Origin of the sequence: Streptomyces sp. NPDC006393 (genome assembly GCF_040628575.1) — a bacterium.
Classification (GTDB): domain Bacteria; phylum Actinomycetota; class Actinomycetes; order Streptomycetales; family Streptomycetaceae; genus Streptomyces.
Genome location: NZ_JBEXZD010000003.1, coordinates 109,027 through 126,797, shown reverse-complemented (window position 1 = coordinate 126,797; position 17,771 = coordinate 109,027). Strand labels below are relative to the sequence as shown.

20 protein-coding genes and 1 riboswitch are annotated in these 17,771 nt (G+C 71.8%); of the genes, 7 read left to right on the top strand and 13 right to left on the bottom strand.

Annotation, left to right across the window (positions count from 1 at the left end):
• Positions 1 to 120: 120 nt before the first annotated feature.
• Both ABZ484_RS02645 and ABZ484_RS02640 read right to left on the bottom strand, forming a co-directional pair.
• Positions 121 to 2,178 carry a SpoIIE family protein phosphatase gene (locus tag ABZ484_RS02645; protein WP_358864070.1) on the bottom strand — a complete coding sequence of 686 codons (2,058 nt, stop codon included), beginning with the start codon at positions 2,176 to 2,178 and terminating at the stop codon, positions 121 to 123.
• A gap of 244 nt (positions 2,179 to 2,422) precedes the next feature.
• Entirely contained in the window at positions 2,423 to 3,184 is a 762-nt protein-coding gene (locus ABZ484_RS02640; protein WP_358864069.1) for a sulfite exporter TauE/SafE family protein, read from the bottom strand.
• Positions 3,185 to 3,266: 82 nt separating this feature from the next.
• Here ABZ484_RS02640 and ABZ484_RS02635 point away from each other — a divergent pair, with 82 nt between their 5' ends.
• Positions 3,267 to 4,268, top strand: coding sequence for a LysR family transcriptional regulator (locus tag ABZ484_RS02635; protein WP_358864068.1), 1,002 nt, complete (start codon positions 3,267 to 3,269; stop codon positions 4,266 to 4,268).
• 93 nt (positions 4,269 to 4,361) lie between these two features.
• Positions 4,362 to 5,087: a lysophospholipid acyltransferase family protein gene (locus ABZ484_RS02630; protein WP_358864067.1), complete on the top strand. Its 726-nt coding sequence runs from the start codon at positions 4,362 to 4,364 to the stop codon at positions 5,085 to 5,087.
• Between the two features lie 80 nt (positions 5,088 to 5,167).
• Here the strand turns inward: ABZ484_RS02630 and ABZ484_RS02625 are convergent, their stop codons facing one another.
• The 9 genes from ABZ484_RS02625 to ABZ484_RS02585 form a co-directional block, all read right to left on the bottom strand.
• Positions 5,168 to 6,766 (bottom strand): alpha/beta hydrolase, encoded by a 1,599-nt coding sequence (locus ABZ484_RS02625; RefSeq protein WP_358864066.1) that lies wholly within the window; start codon positions 6,764 to 6,766, stop codon positions 5,168 to 5,170.
• A gap of 122 nt (positions 6,767 to 6,888) precedes the next feature.
• A complete protein-coding gene (locus ABZ484_RS02620) occupies positions 6,889 to 7,719 on the bottom strand; it encodes an urease accessory protein UreD (RefSeq protein WP_358864065.1) in 831 nt (276 codons plus the stop codon).
• Positions 7,716 to 8,393 (bottom strand): urease accessory protein UreG, encoded by a 678-nt coding sequence (gene ureG / locus ABZ484_RS02615; protein WP_358864064.1) that lies wholly within the window; start codon positions 8,391 to 8,393, stop codon positions 7,716 to 7,718. The genes ABZ484_RS02620 and ureG overlap by 4 nt, the downstream gene beginning before the upstream one ends.
• A 168-nt stretch (positions 8,394 to 8,561) precedes the next feature.
• Complete coding sequence (locus ABZ484_RS02610) at positions 8,562 to 9,236, bottom strand: urease accessory UreF family protein (protein ID WP_358864063.1); 675 nt, start codon at positions 9,234 to 9,236, stop codon at positions 8,562 to 8,564.
• Positions 9,237 to 9,247: 11 nt separating this feature from the next.
• On the bottom strand, positions 9,248 to 10,969 hold the full coding sequence (locus tag ABZ484_RS02605) for an urease subunit alpha (protein WP_358864062.1): 1,722 nt from the start codon (positions 10,967 to 10,969) through the stop codon (positions 9,248 to 9,250).
• Positions 10,962 to 11,273, bottom strand: coding sequence for an urease subunit beta (locus ABZ484_RS02600; RefSeq protein ID WP_358864061.1), 312 nt, complete (start codon positions 11,271 to 11,273; stop codon positions 10,962 to 10,964). Before ABZ484_RS02600 ends, ABZ484_RS02605 begins: the two co-directional genes overlap by 8 nt.
• Before the next feature lie 11 nt (positions 11,274 to 11,284).
• Positions 11,285 to 11,587, bottom strand: a complete 303-nt coding sequence (locus tag ABZ484_RS02595) for an urease subunit gamma (RefSeq protein ID WP_358864060.1) — start codon at positions 11,585 to 11,587, stop codon at positions 11,285 to 11,287.
• Positions 11,588 to 11,858: 271 nt separating this feature from the next.
• Entirely contained in the window at positions 11,859 to 12,143 is a 285-nt protein-coding gene (locus ABZ484_RS02590; protein ID WP_358864059.1) for a type II toxin-antitoxin system Phd/YefM family antitoxin, read from the bottom strand.
• 32 nt (positions 12,144 to 12,175) lie between these two features.
• Entirely contained in the window at positions 12,176 to 12,535 is a 360-nt protein-coding gene (locus tag ABZ484_RS02585) for an ANTAR domain-containing protein (RefSeq protein WP_306185545.1), read from the bottom strand.
• A gap of 180 nt (positions 12,536 to 12,715) precedes the next feature.
• Here ABZ484_RS02585 and ABZ484_RS02580 point away from each other — a divergent pair, with 180 nt between their 5' ends.
• From ABZ484_RS02580 to ABZ484_RS02570, 3 genes are all read left to right on the top strand, one after another.
• Entirely contained in the window at positions 12,716 to 13,351 is a 636-nt protein-coding gene (locus tag ABZ484_RS02580) for an ATP-dependent Clp protease proteolytic subunit (protein WP_358864058.1), read from the top strand.
• Between the two features lie 7 nt (positions 13,352 to 13,358).
• The gene (locus ABZ484_RS02575) at positions 13,359 to 13,667 is read left to right on the top strand and encodes a hypothetical protein (RefSeq protein WP_358864057.1); all 309 of its coding nucleotides are present in this window, start codon (positions 13,359 to 13,361) and stop codon (positions 13,665 to 13,667) included.
• A 338-nt stretch (positions 13,668 to 14,005) separates the two neighbouring features.
• Positions 14,006 to 14,220: riboswitch (cyclic di-AMP (ydaO/yuaA leader) on the top strand.
• Between the two features lie 3 nt (positions 14,221 to 14,223).
• Entirely contained in the window at positions 14,224 to 14,697 is a 474-nt protein-coding gene (locus ABZ484_RS02570; RefSeq protein ID WP_358864056.1) for a C40 family peptidase, read from the top strand.
• 76 nt (positions 14,698 to 14,773) lie between these two features.
• Here the strand turns inward: ABZ484_RS02570 and ABZ484_RS02565 are convergent, their stop codons facing one another.
• Positions 14,774 to 15,232, bottom strand: coding sequence for an ATP-binding protein (locus ABZ484_RS02565; RefSeq protein WP_358864055.1), 459 nt, complete (start codon positions 15,230 to 15,232; stop codon positions 14,774 to 14,776).
• Between the two features lie 238 nt (positions 15,233 to 15,470).
• On the opposite strand from ABZ484_RS02565, the gene ABZ484_RS02560 reads away from it, so the two are divergent.
• Both ABZ484_RS02560 and ABZ484_RS02555 read left to right on the top strand, forming a co-directional pair.
• Positions 15,471 to 16,331: a helix-turn-helix transcriptional regulator gene (locus ABZ484_RS02560; RefSeq protein ID WP_358864054.1), complete on the top strand. Its 861-nt coding sequence runs from the start codon at positions 15,471 to 15,473 to the stop codon at positions 16,329 to 16,331.
• Between the two features lie 32 nt (positions 16,332 to 16,363).
• Positions 16,364 to 16,594 carry a DUF397 domain-containing protein gene (locus ABZ484_RS02555; RefSeq protein WP_358864053.1) on the top strand — a complete coding sequence of 77 codons (231 nt, stop codon included), beginning with the start codon at positions 16,364 to 16,366 and terminating at the stop codon, positions 16,592 to 16,594.
• Between the two features lie 37 nt (positions 16,595 to 16,631).
• Here ABZ484_RS02555 and ABZ484_RS02550 read toward each other — a convergent pair whose 3' ends face one another.
• Positions 16,632 to 17,759: an 8-amino-7-oxononanoate synthase gene (locus tag ABZ484_RS02550; RefSeq protein WP_358864052.1), complete on the bottom strand. Its 1,128-nt coding sequence runs from the start codon at positions 17,757 to 17,759 to the stop codon at positions 16,632 to 16,634.
• Between the last annotated feature and the right edge of the window lie 12 nt (positions 17,760 to 17,771).

Here is a 17,771-nt window from a genome sequence, read left to right as displayed (position 1 = left end):
GCGGGCACTTTCGGCCTCGCCGAGCCGGACCGACCGCCCGGGCTCAACGATCGTCGTACCACCCGCCGACTCCCCGCTTGCCGGCGCCGCACCCGCACGATGGTCATGGCGGGGAAGCCGTCAGAGGCCGGCGGCCGAGGGGGTGATGGTCAGCTCCGCCCAAATGGTCTTGCCGGTGGGCGTATAGCGCGTGCCCCACGCGTCCGCGAATTGCGCGACCATGAACAGACCTCTGCCACCTTCGTCGTCGCTGGTCGCCTGGCGCAGGTGGGGCGATGTGTGGGAGGCGTCCGAGACCTCGCAGATGAGCGTGTGTTCCCGGATCAGCCGCAGCTGGATGGGACTGCGGCCGTAGCGGATCGCGTTGGTCACCAGCTCGCTGATGACCAGCTCGGCCGACGGCGCTTCTTCTGCGAGGCCCCAGACAGTGAGTTGGCGCGAGGCCCGGGCTCGAGTCCGGGCGACGACTTCGGGCTCGGCGGGCAGGTCCCAAGTGGCGACCCGGTCGGCCTCGAGGCTGCGGGTGCGGGCCAGGAGAAGGATGGCGTCGTCCGTCGGCGGCCCTTCGTCGAGGGCGGCCTCCACAGCGGCCTGGCAGAGGTCGTCCAGCGGCCGGCCCGGCTCGGTCAAGGCGTGCAGCAGATGCATCAGGCCGTCCGGGTCGTGCTGGAGGCCGTGGAGGAGACCATTCGTGTACAGGGCCAGCAGGCTGCCGTCGGGCAGACGCGTCTCCGTCGTCTCGAACGGCAGGCCCCCCAGGCCGAGCGGCGGACCCACGGACAGAGGCAGAAGCCCGGCTGCTCCTCCGGGACGTACGACGATGGGCGGCACATGGCCGGCGCTGGCCGCGGAGCATCGCCCGGTGACGGGGTCGTAGATGGCGTACAGGCATGTGGAGCCTAGCGATGTGGCCTCCTGATCGGCAAAAAGGTCGTCGTCGGCGGCCTGGCGCACGCGAGCGTCTATGTGGGCCAGCGCCTCGTCCGGAGTGAAATCCAAGGCTGCCAGGGTTCGCATGGCAGTACGCAGCCGTCCGGCGCAGGCCACGGATTGAATGCCCCGGCCGGTCACGTCGCCGACGATCAGGCCGACGCGGGCGCCGGAGAGCGGAAGGATGTCGAACCAGTCGCCGCCCACCCCGGCGCGGGTGCGGGCGGGCAGACAACGGTGTGCGGTCTCCAGCGAGCTGCGCGTCGGCACGGCACCCCGCACCAGCAGACTGTGCTGGAGGGTGAGGGCGTCGTGATGTTCTCGGGTGTAGCGGCGAGCGTTGTCGATGCACACCGCGGCCCGGGCTACGAGGTCGTGGACCAGGGCCAGATCGTCCGGCTCGAAAGGCTGCGGCAACTGCCAGCGGTAGAAGTGTGCGAGTCCGAGCGTGGTCTCGCGCGCCCGCAGGGGCACCGTCATCAACGAGTGGATGCCGGCCCCGAGAATCTTGGCGGCGCGGGTGGGGTCCTGAGCCAGCCAACTCGCGTCCTGGTCCAGTACCGGGATCAGCAGCGGCTGCCCTGAGGCCAGGCACTGGGCGTAGGGAGTGCTGGGATGGAAGGTCATCAGCTCCCCGACCGGATGGGTCGCCTCCGGAGCGTGCGCCGTGCGCGAGAGGATCGCCGCGCGGCGCAGCAGGGTCGCGCGTTCCACCGGTCCGGGGAGCGGTTCCTCGCCGCGGTCGATCCCTTCCAGCAGATCGACGGCGACGAAGTCGGCCAGGCGGGGGACCGCCACTTCGCAGAGCTCCTCCGCGGTCCGGACCACCTCCAGGGTCGACCCGATGCGCGTCGTGGCGGTTTCCAGCAAGGTCAGGCCCTCGCGGCGCGCCGGCCTCGGCCGCCCACCCATGGCGGAGATCGCGGTGGCAACCCCCATCGGCCGGCCGCTCGAGTCACACAGAGGGAACGTCGAGAGGGAACAGACTCGGTCAGGATCACCTCCGGTCACGGCCAGGGGCACGGTGGTCGCCACAGGTCTGCCTGTTTCCAGGACGGTGCGCAAGAGCTCGGTCAGACGGGCGATGTCACGCGCGGGGAAGAACTCACCGATCGGCTTGCCCACGACCTGGTCAGCCTCGATCCGGCAGAGACGTTCGAGTGCCGCGTTGACACGCAGCGCGCGAAGCGCGCTGTCGTAGACGGCCAGGCCCACCGGCGCCTGAGCGAACAGAACATCCAGGTCCACGGTGGTGTCGAACGCCCCAGGGGACGGGCTGCCGGGACAACCGCCTGCGCTGGGATCCGTGCGTGCCATCACCATGCCTTCCCGGATCGACCGTGTCTGCCCGGCCACCGACCGTCAGCGAGACCGGTCTCTTCCTCATCATGCCCGGGAACCCCCGCACCCGCAGAACACAGCCGTGCACCCGCGTGACCTGCGGACCCACGCGCCGGCCGGTCCCAAGGGCGATGTCCACCTCTGTCTCTGGTCAGCCGCGCACGAAGTACAGGACGGTTGTGATCACGGCGGTCGCCAGGAGGATGCCTCGGAGCAGCCAGGCGGGAAGGCGGCGCGTCAGGTGGGCGCCCGCGAAGCCACCGGCCACCGCGCCGACCAGCATGACGGTGAGGAGCAGCGGAGCGCTCAGCGCGTCCGAGGCGATGAGGAACAGCACCGTCGCGCTGAGATAGACGGCCGCGAGTTGGGTGACCCGCATCGGGTTGCCGGCCGCGGCGTCGAGACCGAGGCCGATGCCCCACAGGGCCAGCATCATGATGCCTACGGCTCCGCCGAAGTATCCGCCGTACACGGCGAGGAAGAACTGTCCGATCAGGACGGCTCGTGAGCTCAGATCGACGGAGCGGCCCAGCGCGCTGCTCAACGCCCGGGAGAGGTGGCGGCCGAAGGCGAGTGTCACTGTGGCGAACGCGAGCAGCCACGGCACCGCGTCCTCGAACGACGAGGCGGGCAGCACCAGCAGCAGGCCGGCACCGACGCCACCGCCGACCATGCTCACTGCTGTCAGCGCCCTCGTGGAGGTGGGTCCGACGGGGGCGAGCTCGCGCCGGTACACCCAAGCACTGGCCACGGCGCCGGGTACGAGGGCGACTCGCGACACCGCATTCGCCGTTACCGGCGGCAGGCCGAAGGCGACGAGAGCGGGCAGGGCGACGAACGTCCCTCCGCCCCCCATGGCGTTGAGGACTCCGGCGGCGACACCGGCCAGCAGGACAAGGGGAAACTCGATCACATGTCGAGCTTCATCGTGGACGAACAGTTCCACAATGCGGAATCGACGTACCTTGCCTAAGGCTGTGCCATAGGCTGGGTCGGTGCGCTATGACCTGGACGACCTGCGTCTGTTTCTCCACATCCTCACGGAGGGGTCGATCACGGCGGGCGCTCAGCGCATGCACCTGAGCCTGCCCTCGGCCAGTGCCAGAGTGCGCTCGCTGGAGCACCACGCCGGCGTGGCCCTGCTGATCCGCGGCCGACGGGGTGTGCGGCCCACGCCGGCGGGGACGACCCTGGCCCGCCACGCACGCGACGTACTCGACCGGACCGCGCGGCTCGAGAGCGCCGTCGCGAGCTACACACGGTCCCCGACCTCTCCGCTGATCCTGCTGGGCGGCGGCTCCGCGGTGCACCGGCTCGTGCCGCAGGCCCTGATCTCGTTCCTCCGCGCCCACCCGGACACCGATGTCACGGTGTCCGAGAGCCGCACCCCACAGACTCTCCGGATGCTCGCCGACGGCGAGGCGGACCTGGGGATCGTCCTCGACAACGAGGCAGGAGACCGCGGCCTGCGCGTGGAACCCCTGGGCGACGACTCCCTCGTCGTGATCGGCCAGGAAGGAGGAATCCTCAGCGGGCGGACCGCGCTGACTTACAGCGAAGTCGCCGAACACCCTCTCGTCGGCCTCGACGCCGACTCCTCACTGCGCCGCTGGATCGAGAAGCGCCTCGGGCCCCACGCCCCGGCCGTGCGCTACCGCACCACGGTCGCCGACCTGAATGTCCTCGTCTCCCTTGCCGTCGCCGGCGCCGGGCTCGCCGTCGTGCCGCGCCGCGCCATCGACCCCCACCAGCGTCTCGACGTGTGCGAACTGCGGGAGCCCTGGGCACGCCGCCACCACCTGCTGGCCTGGGGCGTCGGGGACCGCGCGGCGTCGGTGGCGACCGCGGCGCTCGCAGAACACCTGCGCCAGGCGGCCCTGTCCGAGTCTTCCGTGTCTTCCGTCCGCGATCCGCACAGAGATGCAGTCGGCAACGCGGTCGGCCCGCAGCTCTCGCACGAGGGCAGCATGAGCCCTGCCGAACTCGGTTACAGATGACTAAGGTCGCACTGGCGCCACTGCCGCGATCCTGTGGCTGACCTGCGAAGACGCCGGTTTGAAGCGGTCCCGGTAAGAGTTGAGGAGCGAGCCGTGTTCTATTACCTGCTCAAATACGTGCTGCTGGGACCGCTGCTCCGGATGGTCTTCCGGCCACGTATCGAGGGGCTGGAGCATGTACCGGACTCCGGCGCGGCCATCGTCGCGGGCAACCATCTGTCGTTCTCCGACCACTTCCTGATGCCCGCGATCCTCAGACGGCGCATCACCTTCCTGGCGAAGGCGGAGTACTTCACGGGCCCGGGCCTCAAGGGCCGCCTCACGGCCGCCTTCTTCCGCAGCGCCGGGCAGATCCCCGTCGACCGCTCCGGGAAGGAGGCCGGCCAGGCGGCGATCCGGGAGGGGCTCGGGGTGCTGAGCAAGGGGGAGTTGCTCGGCATCTATCCCGAGGGCACCCGCTCGCACGACGGACGCCTGTACAAGGGCAAGGTCGGTGTCGCGGTCATGGCGCTCAGGGCGGGGGTCCCGGTGGTGCCCTGCGCGATGATCGGTACGTTCGAGGCCCAGCCCCCGGGCAAGGTCGTGCCGAGGGTCCATCCGGTGGTCATCCGCTTCGGCAAGCCGCTGGACTTCTCCCGCTACGCCGGGATGGAGGACGAGAAGGCGGTCCTGCGCGCCGTCACCGACGAGATCATGTACGCCATCCTGTCGCTGTCCGAGCAGGAGTACGTCGACCAGTACGCGGCCGTGGCCAAGGCCGAGCAGGCCGCCGCCACGGGCCAGAGGGAGCGCAGGTTCCCGCGGTCACCGCTGGGCTGACCCCCGGGTCCGGGGCCGAGACGGTACGGCGAAGGGGCGGCCGGGCATGCCGGCCGCCCCTCACCGCGTGCGTCCGCCCGTTACGGCTGCGGGGTCGCGTGCGGGGTGCAGGTCACGTCCGACCCGTCCACCTTGCCGGTGAGCAGGTAGGCGTCCACCCGGCTGTTGATGCACGGGTTGACCAGACCTGTGACTCCGTGGGAGCCCGCGTCCTTCTCGGTGATCAGGCGGGAGCCCTTGAAGCGCTTGTGCAGTTCGACGGCGCCCGGGTACGGGGTGGCCGCGTCCCGCGTGGACTGCACGATCAGCACCTGCGGCAGGCCCTTGCCGGTCTTGACGTTCACCGGGGTCCGCTGCTGAACCGGCCAGGTGGCGCACGGCAGGTTCATCCAGGCGTTGGACCAGGTCAGGAACGGGTACTTGGCGTTCAGCCGCGTGTTGTCCTGGTCCCACTTCTTCCAGCTGGTGGGCCACTTGGCGTCGGTGCACTCGACGGCCGTGTAGACGGCGTTGCCGTTCTCCGAGGAGATGTTGCCCGCGGTGTCGGACATGTCGGGGGCGGCGGCGTCGACGAGCGCCTGGGTGTCACCGGCGAAGTACTTGCTGAACACCGTCGCCACCGGGACCCACGAGGAGTCGTAGTACGGGGCGCTCTGGAAGAAGCCGAGCAGCTCGGCCGGGCCGACGACCCCACCGATCGGGTTCTTCTTCGCGGTGGCGCGCAGCTGGAGCCACTTGGCCTGGACGGCGTCGCGGGTGGTGCCCAGGTGGAAGCTGGCGTCGTTCTTGGCGACCCAGTCCTCCCAGTCCTTCCAGCGGCCCTCGAAGGCGACGTCCTGGCCCAGGTTGGCCTGGTACCAGATGTTCTCCTTCGCCGGGTTGACGACGCTGTCCACGATCATCCGGCGGACGTGGCCCGGGAACAGCGTGCCGTAGACGGCGCCGAGGTAGGTGCCGTAGGAGACGCCCAGGTAGTTGATCTTCTTCTCACCGAGCGCGGCGCGGATGACGTCCAGGTCGCGTGCGGTGTTCGGCGTGGTCATCTGCTCGAGCATCGCCCGGCCGGTACGGTCCAGGCAGCCCTCGGCGTACTCGCGGGCCAGCTTGCGCTGGGCGAGCTTGTCGGCCTCGGAGTCGGGCACCGGGTCCATCTTGGGTGCCTTCACGAACTCCTGCGGGTCCATGCAGGAGATGGGCGCCGAGTGGCCGACACCGCGCGGGTCGAAGCCGACGAAGTCGTAGGCCTTCGCCACGTTGGCCCAGACGGGGTTCTTGGCGGTGACCCGGGCCGGGAAGCGCAGGCCCGAGCCGCCGGGACCACCCGGGTTGTAGACGAGGGCGCCCTGGCGCTCCTGCGGGGTGCCGGTGTTGCCGATGCGGTCGACGGCGAGCTTGATCTGCTTGCCGAAGGGGTGCGCGTAGTCGAGCGGCACGGAGACGTAGCCGCACTGGATGGGCTTGGCCAGTCCCCAGTCGGCGGGGCAGTCCTGCCAGTCGATACCGGCCTGGGCGGCGCGGGCGGCGGCGATCGCGGCGCCGACCGCCTCGCGGTCCTGGCCGCGGCGGCTGTCCGCGCTGGCCGCGGGGGCGGACACGGCGCCGGCTATCAGGGTCGCCGTGACCAGCGCGCCGGCCGAACCGAGCGCCATGACCCGGCTCTTCGGTCTGATGTCCCTCAAGTAGGACCTCCCCGTACATCGTTACGAATTGGGTACGGGGGATCCTTGCGGCTGTGAGGTCCCTGAGAACAGGGGTCGTTGACCTTCTTTGCCAATCCGATAACCGGCGCGGACTGTTCCGCTCAGCGGAGATCAGGCGCCGGTTCCCGGGCCGCCGCCGGGCCGAGAGCGGCCAGTGCCTCGTCGAGCAGGCGGCGCAGCAGCAGGGCATCCGGCGCCACCGCGCTCACCAGCGCGGCGGGCCCGGCGAGAGGCACCAGCACGGCGCCCTCGCCGAGCAGGCGGGCCGCCACCGGTGCCCGTGCGAACTCGGGGCGCGCCACGACGAGTTGCCCCACGGCCCGGTGTCCGGCCAGCACGGCGGGCCCGTCCCAGCCGGCCGGTGCGCCCGGGCCGCAGCTCAGCTCCTGGTCGAGCACGGCCCGGCCGCCGACCCGGACGGTCAGACGGCTGGTGAGCCGCCCGGGGCGCTCCCCGGCCCGGCCGAGGACCTGCTCCTCGCGCAGGACGAGACGGGCCGTCGGCGCCAAGTCGACGCGCGTGGTGACCCGCAGGTCGCTGGCCCGTGCGGAGATCAGCTGCTCGGGCAGCCAGTGCAGTTCGCCGCCGTCGGCCACGGTGAGCCGTACGTCGTAGCGGGCCTCGCCCGGGGCCTGGCCGGGCAGCGCGAGGGTGGCGGCGGCCGACCCGATCCGCAGCCGGGCCCCGCTGCCGACGGTTGCGTCGACGGTGAAACGGTCACCGCCGAGCGGTCCGCTCATCGCGCCGACGAGCAGGACGTTCGCCTCGGCGCCGCCGCTCCGCGTCCGCCGCGGCGCGAGCGGGCCCTCGCCCTCGAGCACGGGCAGGGAGGTACCGCCCCGTCCGTCGTCCCGGGCGACGATCCGCGCGGCGGCCCGGACGCCGCTCCTCGGGGCGGGGGCAGCGGCCGTGTTCGGGACCACGGCCGTCATGCCGTCCACACCGCGAGCCGTGCCCGCACCCATCCGGCGACCTCCGACACCCCGGTCCCGCCCCGCAGCGACTGGAGGACGACCGGCAGTTCGCCGCGCGCCGCCTTCGCGTCGGCGGCCATCCGCCCGAGGTCGGAGCCGACGTACGGTGCGAGGTCGGTCTTGTTGACGACCAGCAGGTCGGCGGTGGTGACACCCGGACCGCCCTTGCGCGGGATGTCGTCGCCGCCGGCGACGTCGATGACGAAGATCTGCGCGTCGACGAGCCCCTTGGAGAAGGTCGCGGTGAGGTTGTCCCCGCCGGACTCCACGAGGACCAGGTCCAGCGGACCGACGGCGTCCTCCAGGTCCTCCACGGCCTCCAGGTTCGCCGAGATGTCGTCCCGGATCGCCGTGTGCGGACAGGCGCCCGTCTCCACGGCCGTGATCCGCTCGGGCGGCAGCACCGCCTCGCGCAGCAGGAACTCGGCGTCCTCGCGCGTGTAGATGTCGTTGGTGACGACGGCGAGCGAGAGCTCCTCGCGCAGCGCCCGGCACAGCGCGGCGACGGTGGCGGTCTTCCCGGACCCCACGGGCCCACCGAGCCCGATCCGCAGCGCCCGCCGCCTCCCGTCGGGCCGGTGCGCGTCGGCGCTCGGGGCGGGGGTGGTGTGGTGGGAATGGTCAAGGTGCATCAGATGGCTCCAGTACAAGCGGCCCGGTCGGGGCACGTCAGCCCGTCCGGCGTTTGAGGACGAGGCCGTTCAGGCCGATGGGGGGTCTGGGGGGCGAAGCCCTCAGGGTCGGGAATGGGAAGGGGCGGCGGGGGCGAACTCCCCGGGACGGACGGTCCCGCAACGGGCCTACGACGCGAACAACCGCACCGGCCAGGCCGCATGCGCCTCCGCCCCGATCTCCAGCAGCGGCGCGGACCCCGCGGGCAGCGCGTCGACCCCGTCGGCGGCGGCACGCCGCGCCGCGCCCACCGCCCGCTCGACCACCGCGTCCAGCTCGGGCGCCAGCCGCGCCAGCACACCGGTCGCGTCGAACGGATCGAGGCCGAGCAACCGCACCGTCGCCGTGGCCGGCCCGCTCACGCTCTCGTACGCCGCGCAGTGCGCCGCGTCCTCGGGCTCCAGCCCGGCCGCCCGCGCCGTCAGCCCGAGCACCACCGGCTGATGGGCGCCTTTGGGGAACGCCCGCGCCACGGCGTCCAGTTCGGCCGCCGGCCAGGTCGCCCGTGCGGCCCGCATCAGCTGCCGCCCCAGCCTGCGCGCGGCCACCCGCAGCGCCGGTGACGGGGTCCGCGCGTCCGCCGCCGCGTCGAGTTCGGCCGGGTCGTGCCCGAGCGCGGCGGCCGCGGCGAGGGCGGCGGCGACCAGTCCGGCCGTGTGCAGCCGTCCCCGGCAGAAGTCCTCCAGGTCCGCCGCCCCGGTGATGCGCCCGGCCCTGACGGCCGCCTCGGCCCCGCCGGAGTGCGCGTGCCCTCCGGCGGGGAAGCGGCCGTCGGCCAGGACGAGAAGTGCCGCTCGTGACATGCCTGCACCCCTCAGAAGAGGAAGTAGCGCTGGGCCATGGGCAGTTCGGCGGCCGGTGTCGCCTCGACCAGTTCGCCGTCGACGCGGACGGCGAAGCTGTCCGGGTCGACGCGTACATCCGGCCGCGCGTCGTTCTCCCGCATGTCGGCCTTGGTCACCCCGCGCGTGGAGGCGATGGCGACGAAGCGCTTGCCCAGCCGCAGCCGCTCCGGCAGCCCGTCCTCCAGCGCGAGCGGGGCCACGAAGTTGAACGAGTTGGACGCGGGCGCCCGTCCGATCGCGCCGTACATGGGGCGCGGCAGGACGGGCTGCGGGGTCGGGATCGAGGCGTTCGCATCACCCATCTGGGCGTACGCGATCTGCCCGCCCTTGATGACCAGCAGCGGCTTGACACCGAAGAAGGCGGGCTCCCACAGCACCAGGTCGGCGAGCTTGCCGGTCCGGACGGAACCGATCTCGTGGTCCAGGCCCTGCGCGGCGGCCGGGTTGATCGTGTACTTGGCGACATAGCGACGTACGCGGTGATTGTCGGCGCGCCCGTCGCCCGGCAGCGCTCCCCTGCGCCGTTTCATGACGTGCGCCGTCTGCCAGGTCCGCAGGATCACCTCGCCGACCCGGCCCATGGCCTGGGAGTCGGAGGAGATGATCGAGATCGCGCCGAGGTCGTGCAGGACGTCCTCGGCGCCGATCGTGGACGGGCGGATCCGGGACTCGGCGAACGCCAGGTCCTCCGGTACCGCCGGGTTGAGGTGGTGGCACACCATCAGCATGTCGAGGTGTTCCTCGGCGGTGTTGACGGTGAACGGGCGGGTCGGGTTGGTGGAGCTGGGCAGCACGTTCGGCTCGGACACCACGGTCATGATGTCCGGCGCGTGTCCGCCGCCCGCGCCCTCGGTGTGGTAGCTGTGGATGCCGCGCCCGGCGATCGCGGCGAGCGTGTCGCCCACGAAACCGGCCTCGTTGAGGGTGTCGGTGTGGATGGCGACCTGGATGCCGGTGCGGTCGGCGACGGTGAGCGCGGCATCGATGACGGCGGGCGTGGAGCCCCAGTCCTCGTGCAGCTTCAGGCCGAGCGCGCCGCCGCGGATCTGGGAGAGCATCGCCTCGTGGGAGACGGTGTTGCCCTTGCCCAGCAGGCCGATGTTGAGCGGGTACGCCTCCAGCGCCTCCAGTGTCCGGGCCAGGTGCCACGGGCCGGGGGTCACGGTGGTCGCCTTCGAGCCCTCGGCCGGGCCGGTGCCGCCGCCCACCAGGGTGGTGATGCCGGAGGCGAGGGCCTCGTCGGCGACCTGGGGGCAGATGAAGTGGACGTGCGCGTCGATGGCCCCGGCGGTGAGGATCCGCCCGTTGCCCGCGATGATCTCGGTCTCCGGGCCGAGGACCAGGTCAGGGTGGACACCGTCCATGGTGTCGGGGTTGCCCGCCTTGCCGATGCCGGTGATCCGGCCGTCGCGGATGCCGACGTCGGCCTTGACGATGCCCCAGTGGTCGACGATGACGACACCGGTGATCACGGTGTCGGGGGCGCCGTCGGCGCGGGTGGCGCGCGACTGTCCCATGGACTCCCGGATGACCTTGCCGCCGCCGAAGACGGCCTCGTCACCGGCGAGTCCGGGGCCGCCGCAGCGGTCCTCCTCGATCTCGACGACCAGGTCGGTGTCGGCGAGCCGGATGCGGTCGCCGGTGGTGGGGCCGAACAGGTCGGCATAGGCGGCGCGGGAGATCTCAGGCATCGAGGGCACCCCCGATCCGGCCGCGCAGCCCCGGCACGACGCGGGCGCCGGCGAGCGGGACGAGTTCGACATCGACGGGGATGCCGGGCTCGAAGCGCACGGCGGTCCCGGCGGCGATGTTCAGCCGCTTGCCGCGGGCGGCGGCACGGTCGAAGTCCAGGCCGGGGTTGGCCTCGGCGAAGTGGTAGTGGGAGCCGACCTGGACGGGGCGGTCGGCGGCGTTCAACACGGTCAGCCGGGTGACCTCGCGGCCCTCGTTGTAGAGGATGGGGCCGTCGGCGAACAGGATCTCTCCGGGGATCACGGCGGTCCCCCTCAGACGATCGGCTCGTGGACGGTCACCAGCTTGGTGCCGTCGGGGAAGGTGGCCTCGACCTGGACGTCGTGGATCATCTCCGCCACGCCGTCCATGACGTCGTCCCTGGTGAGCAGCTTGCGTCCGGTGGACATGAGCTCGGCGACGGTACTGCCGTCCCGGGCGCCCTCGAGGATGTGCGACGTGATGAGGGCGACCGCCTCGGGGTGGTTCAGCTTCAGCCCCCGGGCCCGGCGCTTCTCGGCCACGTCGGCCGCCACATGGATCAGCAGCCTCTCTTGTTCGTGCGGGGTCAGTTGCACGTACCCACCTCACAGTCCTCGCTCCGGACCGTGCGGGGTCCGGTTGCCGCAGCCACCGCGACGGGACAGGTCTAACACAGGGACACATCGCCCATGTGCGAACATCCAGGACGGAAAAACCGCAGGTGGCGTGGAACGCGAGGCTAGTTCGCCGGAGTTTCGGCGACGTTAACCAGACCTTGATCATTCCATGACCGGCCGATGGGCCGGCCCATACGCGGCGCGCGACGGAGGCCCGGCCACGACGAGGGTGCGGCCGGAGGGCGACCCGCTAGCGCGGCTCCGGCCCCCGGTGCTCCGCCGTGATGCCGAAGCGGTGCTGTTCGCGCGGGACGGCGGAGGCGACGTCCCGGACCTGGGAGACGGCGCCGATCACCTGCTCGCCGGCGGGCTCCTCGCACTCGCTCTCCAGCCGTTCCAGGTCGGCGGCGGAGACCAGGGCGACCAGAGGCTTGCCGTGCCGCGTGACCACGACGCGCTCACCGCCGTACACCACGCGATTGATCAGATCGGCGAGTTCAGCCCTGGCTTGCGTCACCGGAATCTCGTAGGCCATACCCCCACCTTACGGGGCGTCCGCGGTCGTCCTCAGGGCTCGGAGCGGCCCACGGGCAGGCCCGCCGCGTGCCGGTCGAGCGCCCGCCTCAGCTCCTCCAGCTCGGTGTCGGACAGCGCGCCGCCCTGCGCGAACTTCAGGACGTGCTCGGCGACCGTGCGCACCTTGGTGTTCGTGCGCTGCGAGACCTCCCGCAGCACCCGCCAGGCGTCGTCGGGCGGCACCCCGGCGAAGGCCACCACCGCACCGATGGCCTGGTCGATGACGGCGTGCGAGGTCACGGCGTGCCGCAGCTGGCCGATCTCCTCGTGCAGCCGCTCGTGCTCCAGCACGAGATCGGTCACGGAGAGCGGCTGGAGGGGATGCCACCGGGAAATCGCGAAGAACGCCATCGAGATCTCCTGGGTCGTCGAGCGGCCGGAGTTCCATCTCCAGCTTGCTCCAGGACCCTCCGGAGCACGACCGGAGACCGGATCACCGCCGGATCACCGTGCGATCCCCGGCGACACCCCTCCTCCACGTACGTACGTCCTGTACATTTTTTACAGATCTCTCTCTGGAGGAGATGCGCCATGAACCGACCGTCCGACCACCACGTCCCGCCGGAGTTCACCGAGCTCACGAGCGCCGGACGACGCACCCTGGACCCGTACGCGAAACTCCTGGAGGAACGGATCGTCCTGCTCGGCACGCCGATCGACGACATCTCGGCGAACGACGTCGTCGCACAGCTCGTCCATCTCGAGCACCAGAACCCCGACCGGGACATCTCGCTGTACGTCAACTCGCCCGGCGGATCCTTCGAGGCCATGGCGGCGATCCACGACACGATGGCGTTCGTCGCCTGCGACGTGGCGACGGTCTGCCTGGGCCAGGCCGTCTCGGCCGCGGCCGTGCTGCTGGCCGCGGGCGCCCCGGGCAAGCGGTCCGCGCTGCCCGGCGCACGGATGGTGCTGCGCCAGCCGTCGCTGCCCGAGCCGGTGGAGGGGCAGGTGTCGGACCTGACCGTCCGCGCGGAGGAGCTGCTGCGCGTGCGGGCCCGCCTGGAGGACATGCTCGTACGGCACACCGGGCGCGCCCCGGAGCAGGTGGCCGCGGACCTGGACCGCGAGCGGATCCTGGACGCGCAAGGCGCGCTGGAGTACGGGCTCGTGGACCGGATCGTCCCGGGCCGCGACGCCGTACGGACCGCACCGGACGCGGGGTGAGCCGCCGATGCTGCCACCCGAGCTGCCGCCGCTGCCGGCGCTGACCCGCGCCGAGGCGGAACTGATCGACCGTTACCTCGACGTGGTGGACCTGCTCGGCCGGATCAATCCCGCCCGGTCCGGCGACACCTACCGGGGCCTGAGGGCCGCCCAGGCCCTGGTCGGCAGGGCGGCCGAGCTGCGCGACGCTCTGACGCTGATGCACCAGCGGGGCGAGACGGAGCTGCACGCGGCGACCCTGGCGCGGGCGCTGCGGGTCCTGGACGGCGACCGGCGCACCGCCCGCGTCACGGTGCCCTCCGACGCCGCGAGTTGACGCCCCCGCAGCCGTGCGACGGCCCGGCGGCGGAGACACGGCGGGCGCGGATAGGCCGGAACGGACCAAATGACGTACGGCCTTTCGGTGGAAACGACGATCCTTCTCCCGGGCCGCAGCGGTTGCGCAACGCACCTGCCCCACTTGGCGCAACGAGGTGTTACGACGCTGGTCCGGGCCTCGCCCCGGAAGGCGACAGACGTTCGAAGGCGGGGGTGTCCACCCGAACGGGTGAGTGGTGAGTAACAACACAAATCTCCGGTTCCGTTGGGATTTTCGGACATCCGTGAGCCAAGATCCCTGTCTGACGACAAGCCCCCGCCGCAGCGGCGGGGCGGTCCGGGCGGACGCCGAGTCCTGCCGCCGCCCGGACGACCGGTCGACGGCAGTGGATCGGCAGGAGTGGAGGACCCGAGCACGACGGGTCGCCGGTTCGGTCACGCCATGGCCGGGCCGAGCAGCCCTTGGGGTGAAGCCGCGTCCGACGCGGCCGGGCTACTTCGCCAGCCCGAATCCGACAGGTCATCCTTCACAGGCGGCTGACGAAGGGTTGCGCATGACTGCGCTCAATCGTGTCCCGTCGTTCATGGCCCGGGCCGGCACGGCCTCGGCCCTGACCATCGCCGCCGTGGGCGGCTCGATCGTGGTGCCGGGCTTCGCGCCGGACGCCTCGGCCGCGACCCTGGCGACGAAGGCGCTCAAGATCGCGGCGTCCAAGAAGGGCGCCCCCTACCAGTGGGGAGCGACCGGTCCGCGCAGGTTCGACTGCTCCGGGCTCACGCTGTACTCGTTCAAGAAGGCGGGCAAGCGGCTGCCGCGCACGGCCGCCCAGCAGTACAACAGGACCCGCCACATCTCCGCACGCAGCCGCAGGGCCGGGGACCTGGTGTTCTTCCACTCGGGCTCGTACGTCTACCACGTCGGCATCTACGCCGGCAGCGGCAAGATCTGGCACGCTCCGCGGACCGGGGACGTGGTGCGGCTCGAGAAGATCTGGACGCGCAGCGTCTGGTACGGCCGGGTCAGCTGACGAGCCCGAGGCGGTGGCGGGGCCTGCGGGCCGCCGCCACCGCCTCGGGCCGTCACGCACACCCCCTCAGCCGCGCCTACGACTCCTGTCGGCCCGCCGTCGTCACCGGGCGGTCCTCGAAGGTCCACGGGAGCTCGATCCAGACCGTCTTGCCGCCCTCGCGGGTGGGCCGCACAGTGAGGCTGCCGCCGCACTCCGCCGTGAGCCACCGGATGATCACCATTCCCCGGCCGTTGTCCTGCTGGACGGCGGCCGGCAGTCGTCTGGGGAACCGCGGGTGGCTGTCGGTCACGCCGATGCGCAGGTGTTCGTCCCGTTCCAGGACCATGTCCACCGTGAAGGTGGGTGACTGCCCGAGGGTGTGCTGCACGGCGTTGGTGGCGAGTTCGGAGACGATGAGCCGTACGGTGTCGGCGGTGTCCGTGTCCGACGGAAGGCCCCACTCCGCCAGGGTGCCCACCACATAGGTCCGGGCGGCGGAGACCGAGGCGGGATCGCTCGGCAGAGTGACGGATGCTTCCAGATGGTCTGCCATGGCGACGTCGTCCCTTTCCCACGGGACCGGGGTCCGACACGGAGCGGATGGTTCGAGTACGGTCCCGGACTGGTGCTTCGCCGTCAGACTGCCACCACCGGGCCGGTCACGGGTGGCGATCCACCAAGATATGCATATATCTGTCGCTCGAAGCGGTGAACTCTGCGACGGCCGAGCGGATTTGGCGCGGGTTCCCGAAGGCTGTCACCGGGAGCCCAGAAGGAGTGAGGAGCAGTCGATGCAGCACGGTCCCGCGGTGCGCCGCCGCAAGCTGGGCGCCGAACTGCGCGCGCTGCGCGCCGACGCGGGCCTCACCAGTGGTGAGGCGGCCCGGCTGGTGGGCTGGCACCAGTCGAAGGTGAGCCGGATCGAGACCGGCGCGAGCGGGGTCAAACCGGCCGATGTGCGGTTACTGCTGGACGCCTACGCGGTCCGCGACGCCCGTCTGCGCGATCTGCTCATGGTGCTGGCGGGCTCCGACGGCGGCGACGAGCGGGAGCACTGGTGGCACGCCTATCGGGGCGTACTGCCGCCGACGTACCGGGACTTCATCAGCCTGGAGTCCCAGGCCACCGCGATGCGCACGCTGGAGACCTCGGTGGTCCCGGGGCTGTTGCAGACCCCGGAGTACGCCCGCGCGGTGACCCGGGCCGCCGTGGACGGGCTGGACGACGAACGGCTGGACGCCCTGGTGGAGGTGCGGCTGGCCCGGCAGGACGTGCTGCGGGCAGATCAGCCGCTGGAGCTGCACGCGGTACTGGACGAGGCGGTGCTGCGCCGGGAGGTCGGCGGGCCGGAGGTGATGGCGCGGCAGCTGGAACGCCTGACCGCTGCGGCACGACTGCCCCAAGTCCGGCTCCAGGTACTGCCGTTCGCCGCCGGGGCGCATATCGGCATCACCGGGCCTTTCGTAATCTTTTCATTTTCGAACACTTCTGATCTGGACGTCGTTGTTCTCGACCACTTGACGAGTAGCCTCCACCTCGAACGGAAAGAAGACCTAGAGGCCTACACCGAGGCCTTCAACTCCCTTCGGTACCACGCGCTTTCGATCGAGGACTCGTTGGACTTCATCGCCGCGATACACCACGACAGGTGACGGCACGGCACGCAACCGCGTAAGGAGGCACCATGTCCGCTTTGCTGCGGCACGTACCTTCCCCTACCGATCTGCACGGTGTGCGGTGGCTGCGCAGCAGCTACAGCACGGGAGCCAACAACTGCGTCGAGACGGCCCGGCCGGCCTCAGGGCCGTGCGCCGGACTGCTCGCCGTGCGCGACTCCAAGGCCCCGGCCGGACCCGCGCTGCTCTTCTCCCCCGGGAGCTGGGCGGACTTCACGGCCGCGGTGCACCGCATCTGAGTCCGTATCCGGTGGCGCACGGCCGTGTCACGCCGACTCATGGCCGCGTCTCGCCGATCACCCGTACAGCGCGTTCGATCTGAGCCCCGGAGAGGTCGGCACGGGCGGTCAGCCGGAGCCGTGAGATGCCGTCGGGCACGGAAGGAGGACGAAAGCATCCTACGACCAGGCCCGCCGCACTGCAGTCGGCCGCCCAGCGCACGGCACTCTCCTGGGACGGCGCCCGCACGGAGACCACCGCGGCGTCCGGGCGCACCGCCTCGAGCCCCGCGGCGGTCAGGCGTGCGTGCAGTTCGGCCGCCACCGTGCGCGCCCGCGCCGCCCGTTCCGGTTCGCGGCGCAGCAGCCTCAGGGCGGCCAGGGCCGCCCCCGCCGCGGCGGGGGCCAGGCCCGTGTCGAAGATGAACGTCCGGGCCGCGTTGACCAGGTGTTCGATCACCCGGGCGGGTCCGAGCACGGCCCCGCCCTGGCTGCCGAGCGACTTGGACAGCGTGGCCGTCACCACCACGTCGTCGGCGCCCGCGAGCCCTGCCGCGTGCGGGGCGCCGCGGCCGCCGGGGCCGAGGACGCCCAGGCCGTGGGCGTCGTCGACAACCAGTCCCGCACCGCGCTCCCGGCAGGCCGCCGCGAACTCGGCGAGCGGGGCCGCGTCGCCGTCGACCGAGAACACGGTGTCGGAGACGAGGACCGCCTCGCCCGCGTGGGTGCCGAGCGCCTTGCGCACGGCCTCGGGGTCGGCGTGCGCGACGACCTGAGTGGTGGCGCGGGCCAGCCGGCAGCCGTCGATGAGCGAGGCGTGGTTGCCCGCGTCGGAGACGATCAGCGAGCCGTGCGGCGCGAGCGCGGTGACCGCGGCGAGGTTGGCGGCGTATCCGGAGGAGAACACGAGCGCCGCCTCGAAGCCGCAGAAGTCCGCCAGCTCGCGCTCCAGTTCCGTGTGCAGTTCCGTGGTGCCGGTGACGAGCCGGGAGCCGGTGGAGCCGCCGCCCCAGGCGCGCGCCGCCGCGGCGGCCGCGCCGGTCACCTCGGGGTGGCGGGCCAGCCCCAGGTAGTCGTTGCTCGCCAGGTCCAGCAGCGGCGAGTCGGCCGGACGGGGGCGCAGGGTCCGTACGAGTCCGGCCCGGCGGCGCGCGTCCGCCTGCTCGTCGATCCAGCCGAACGCCATGGTTCCTCCGGG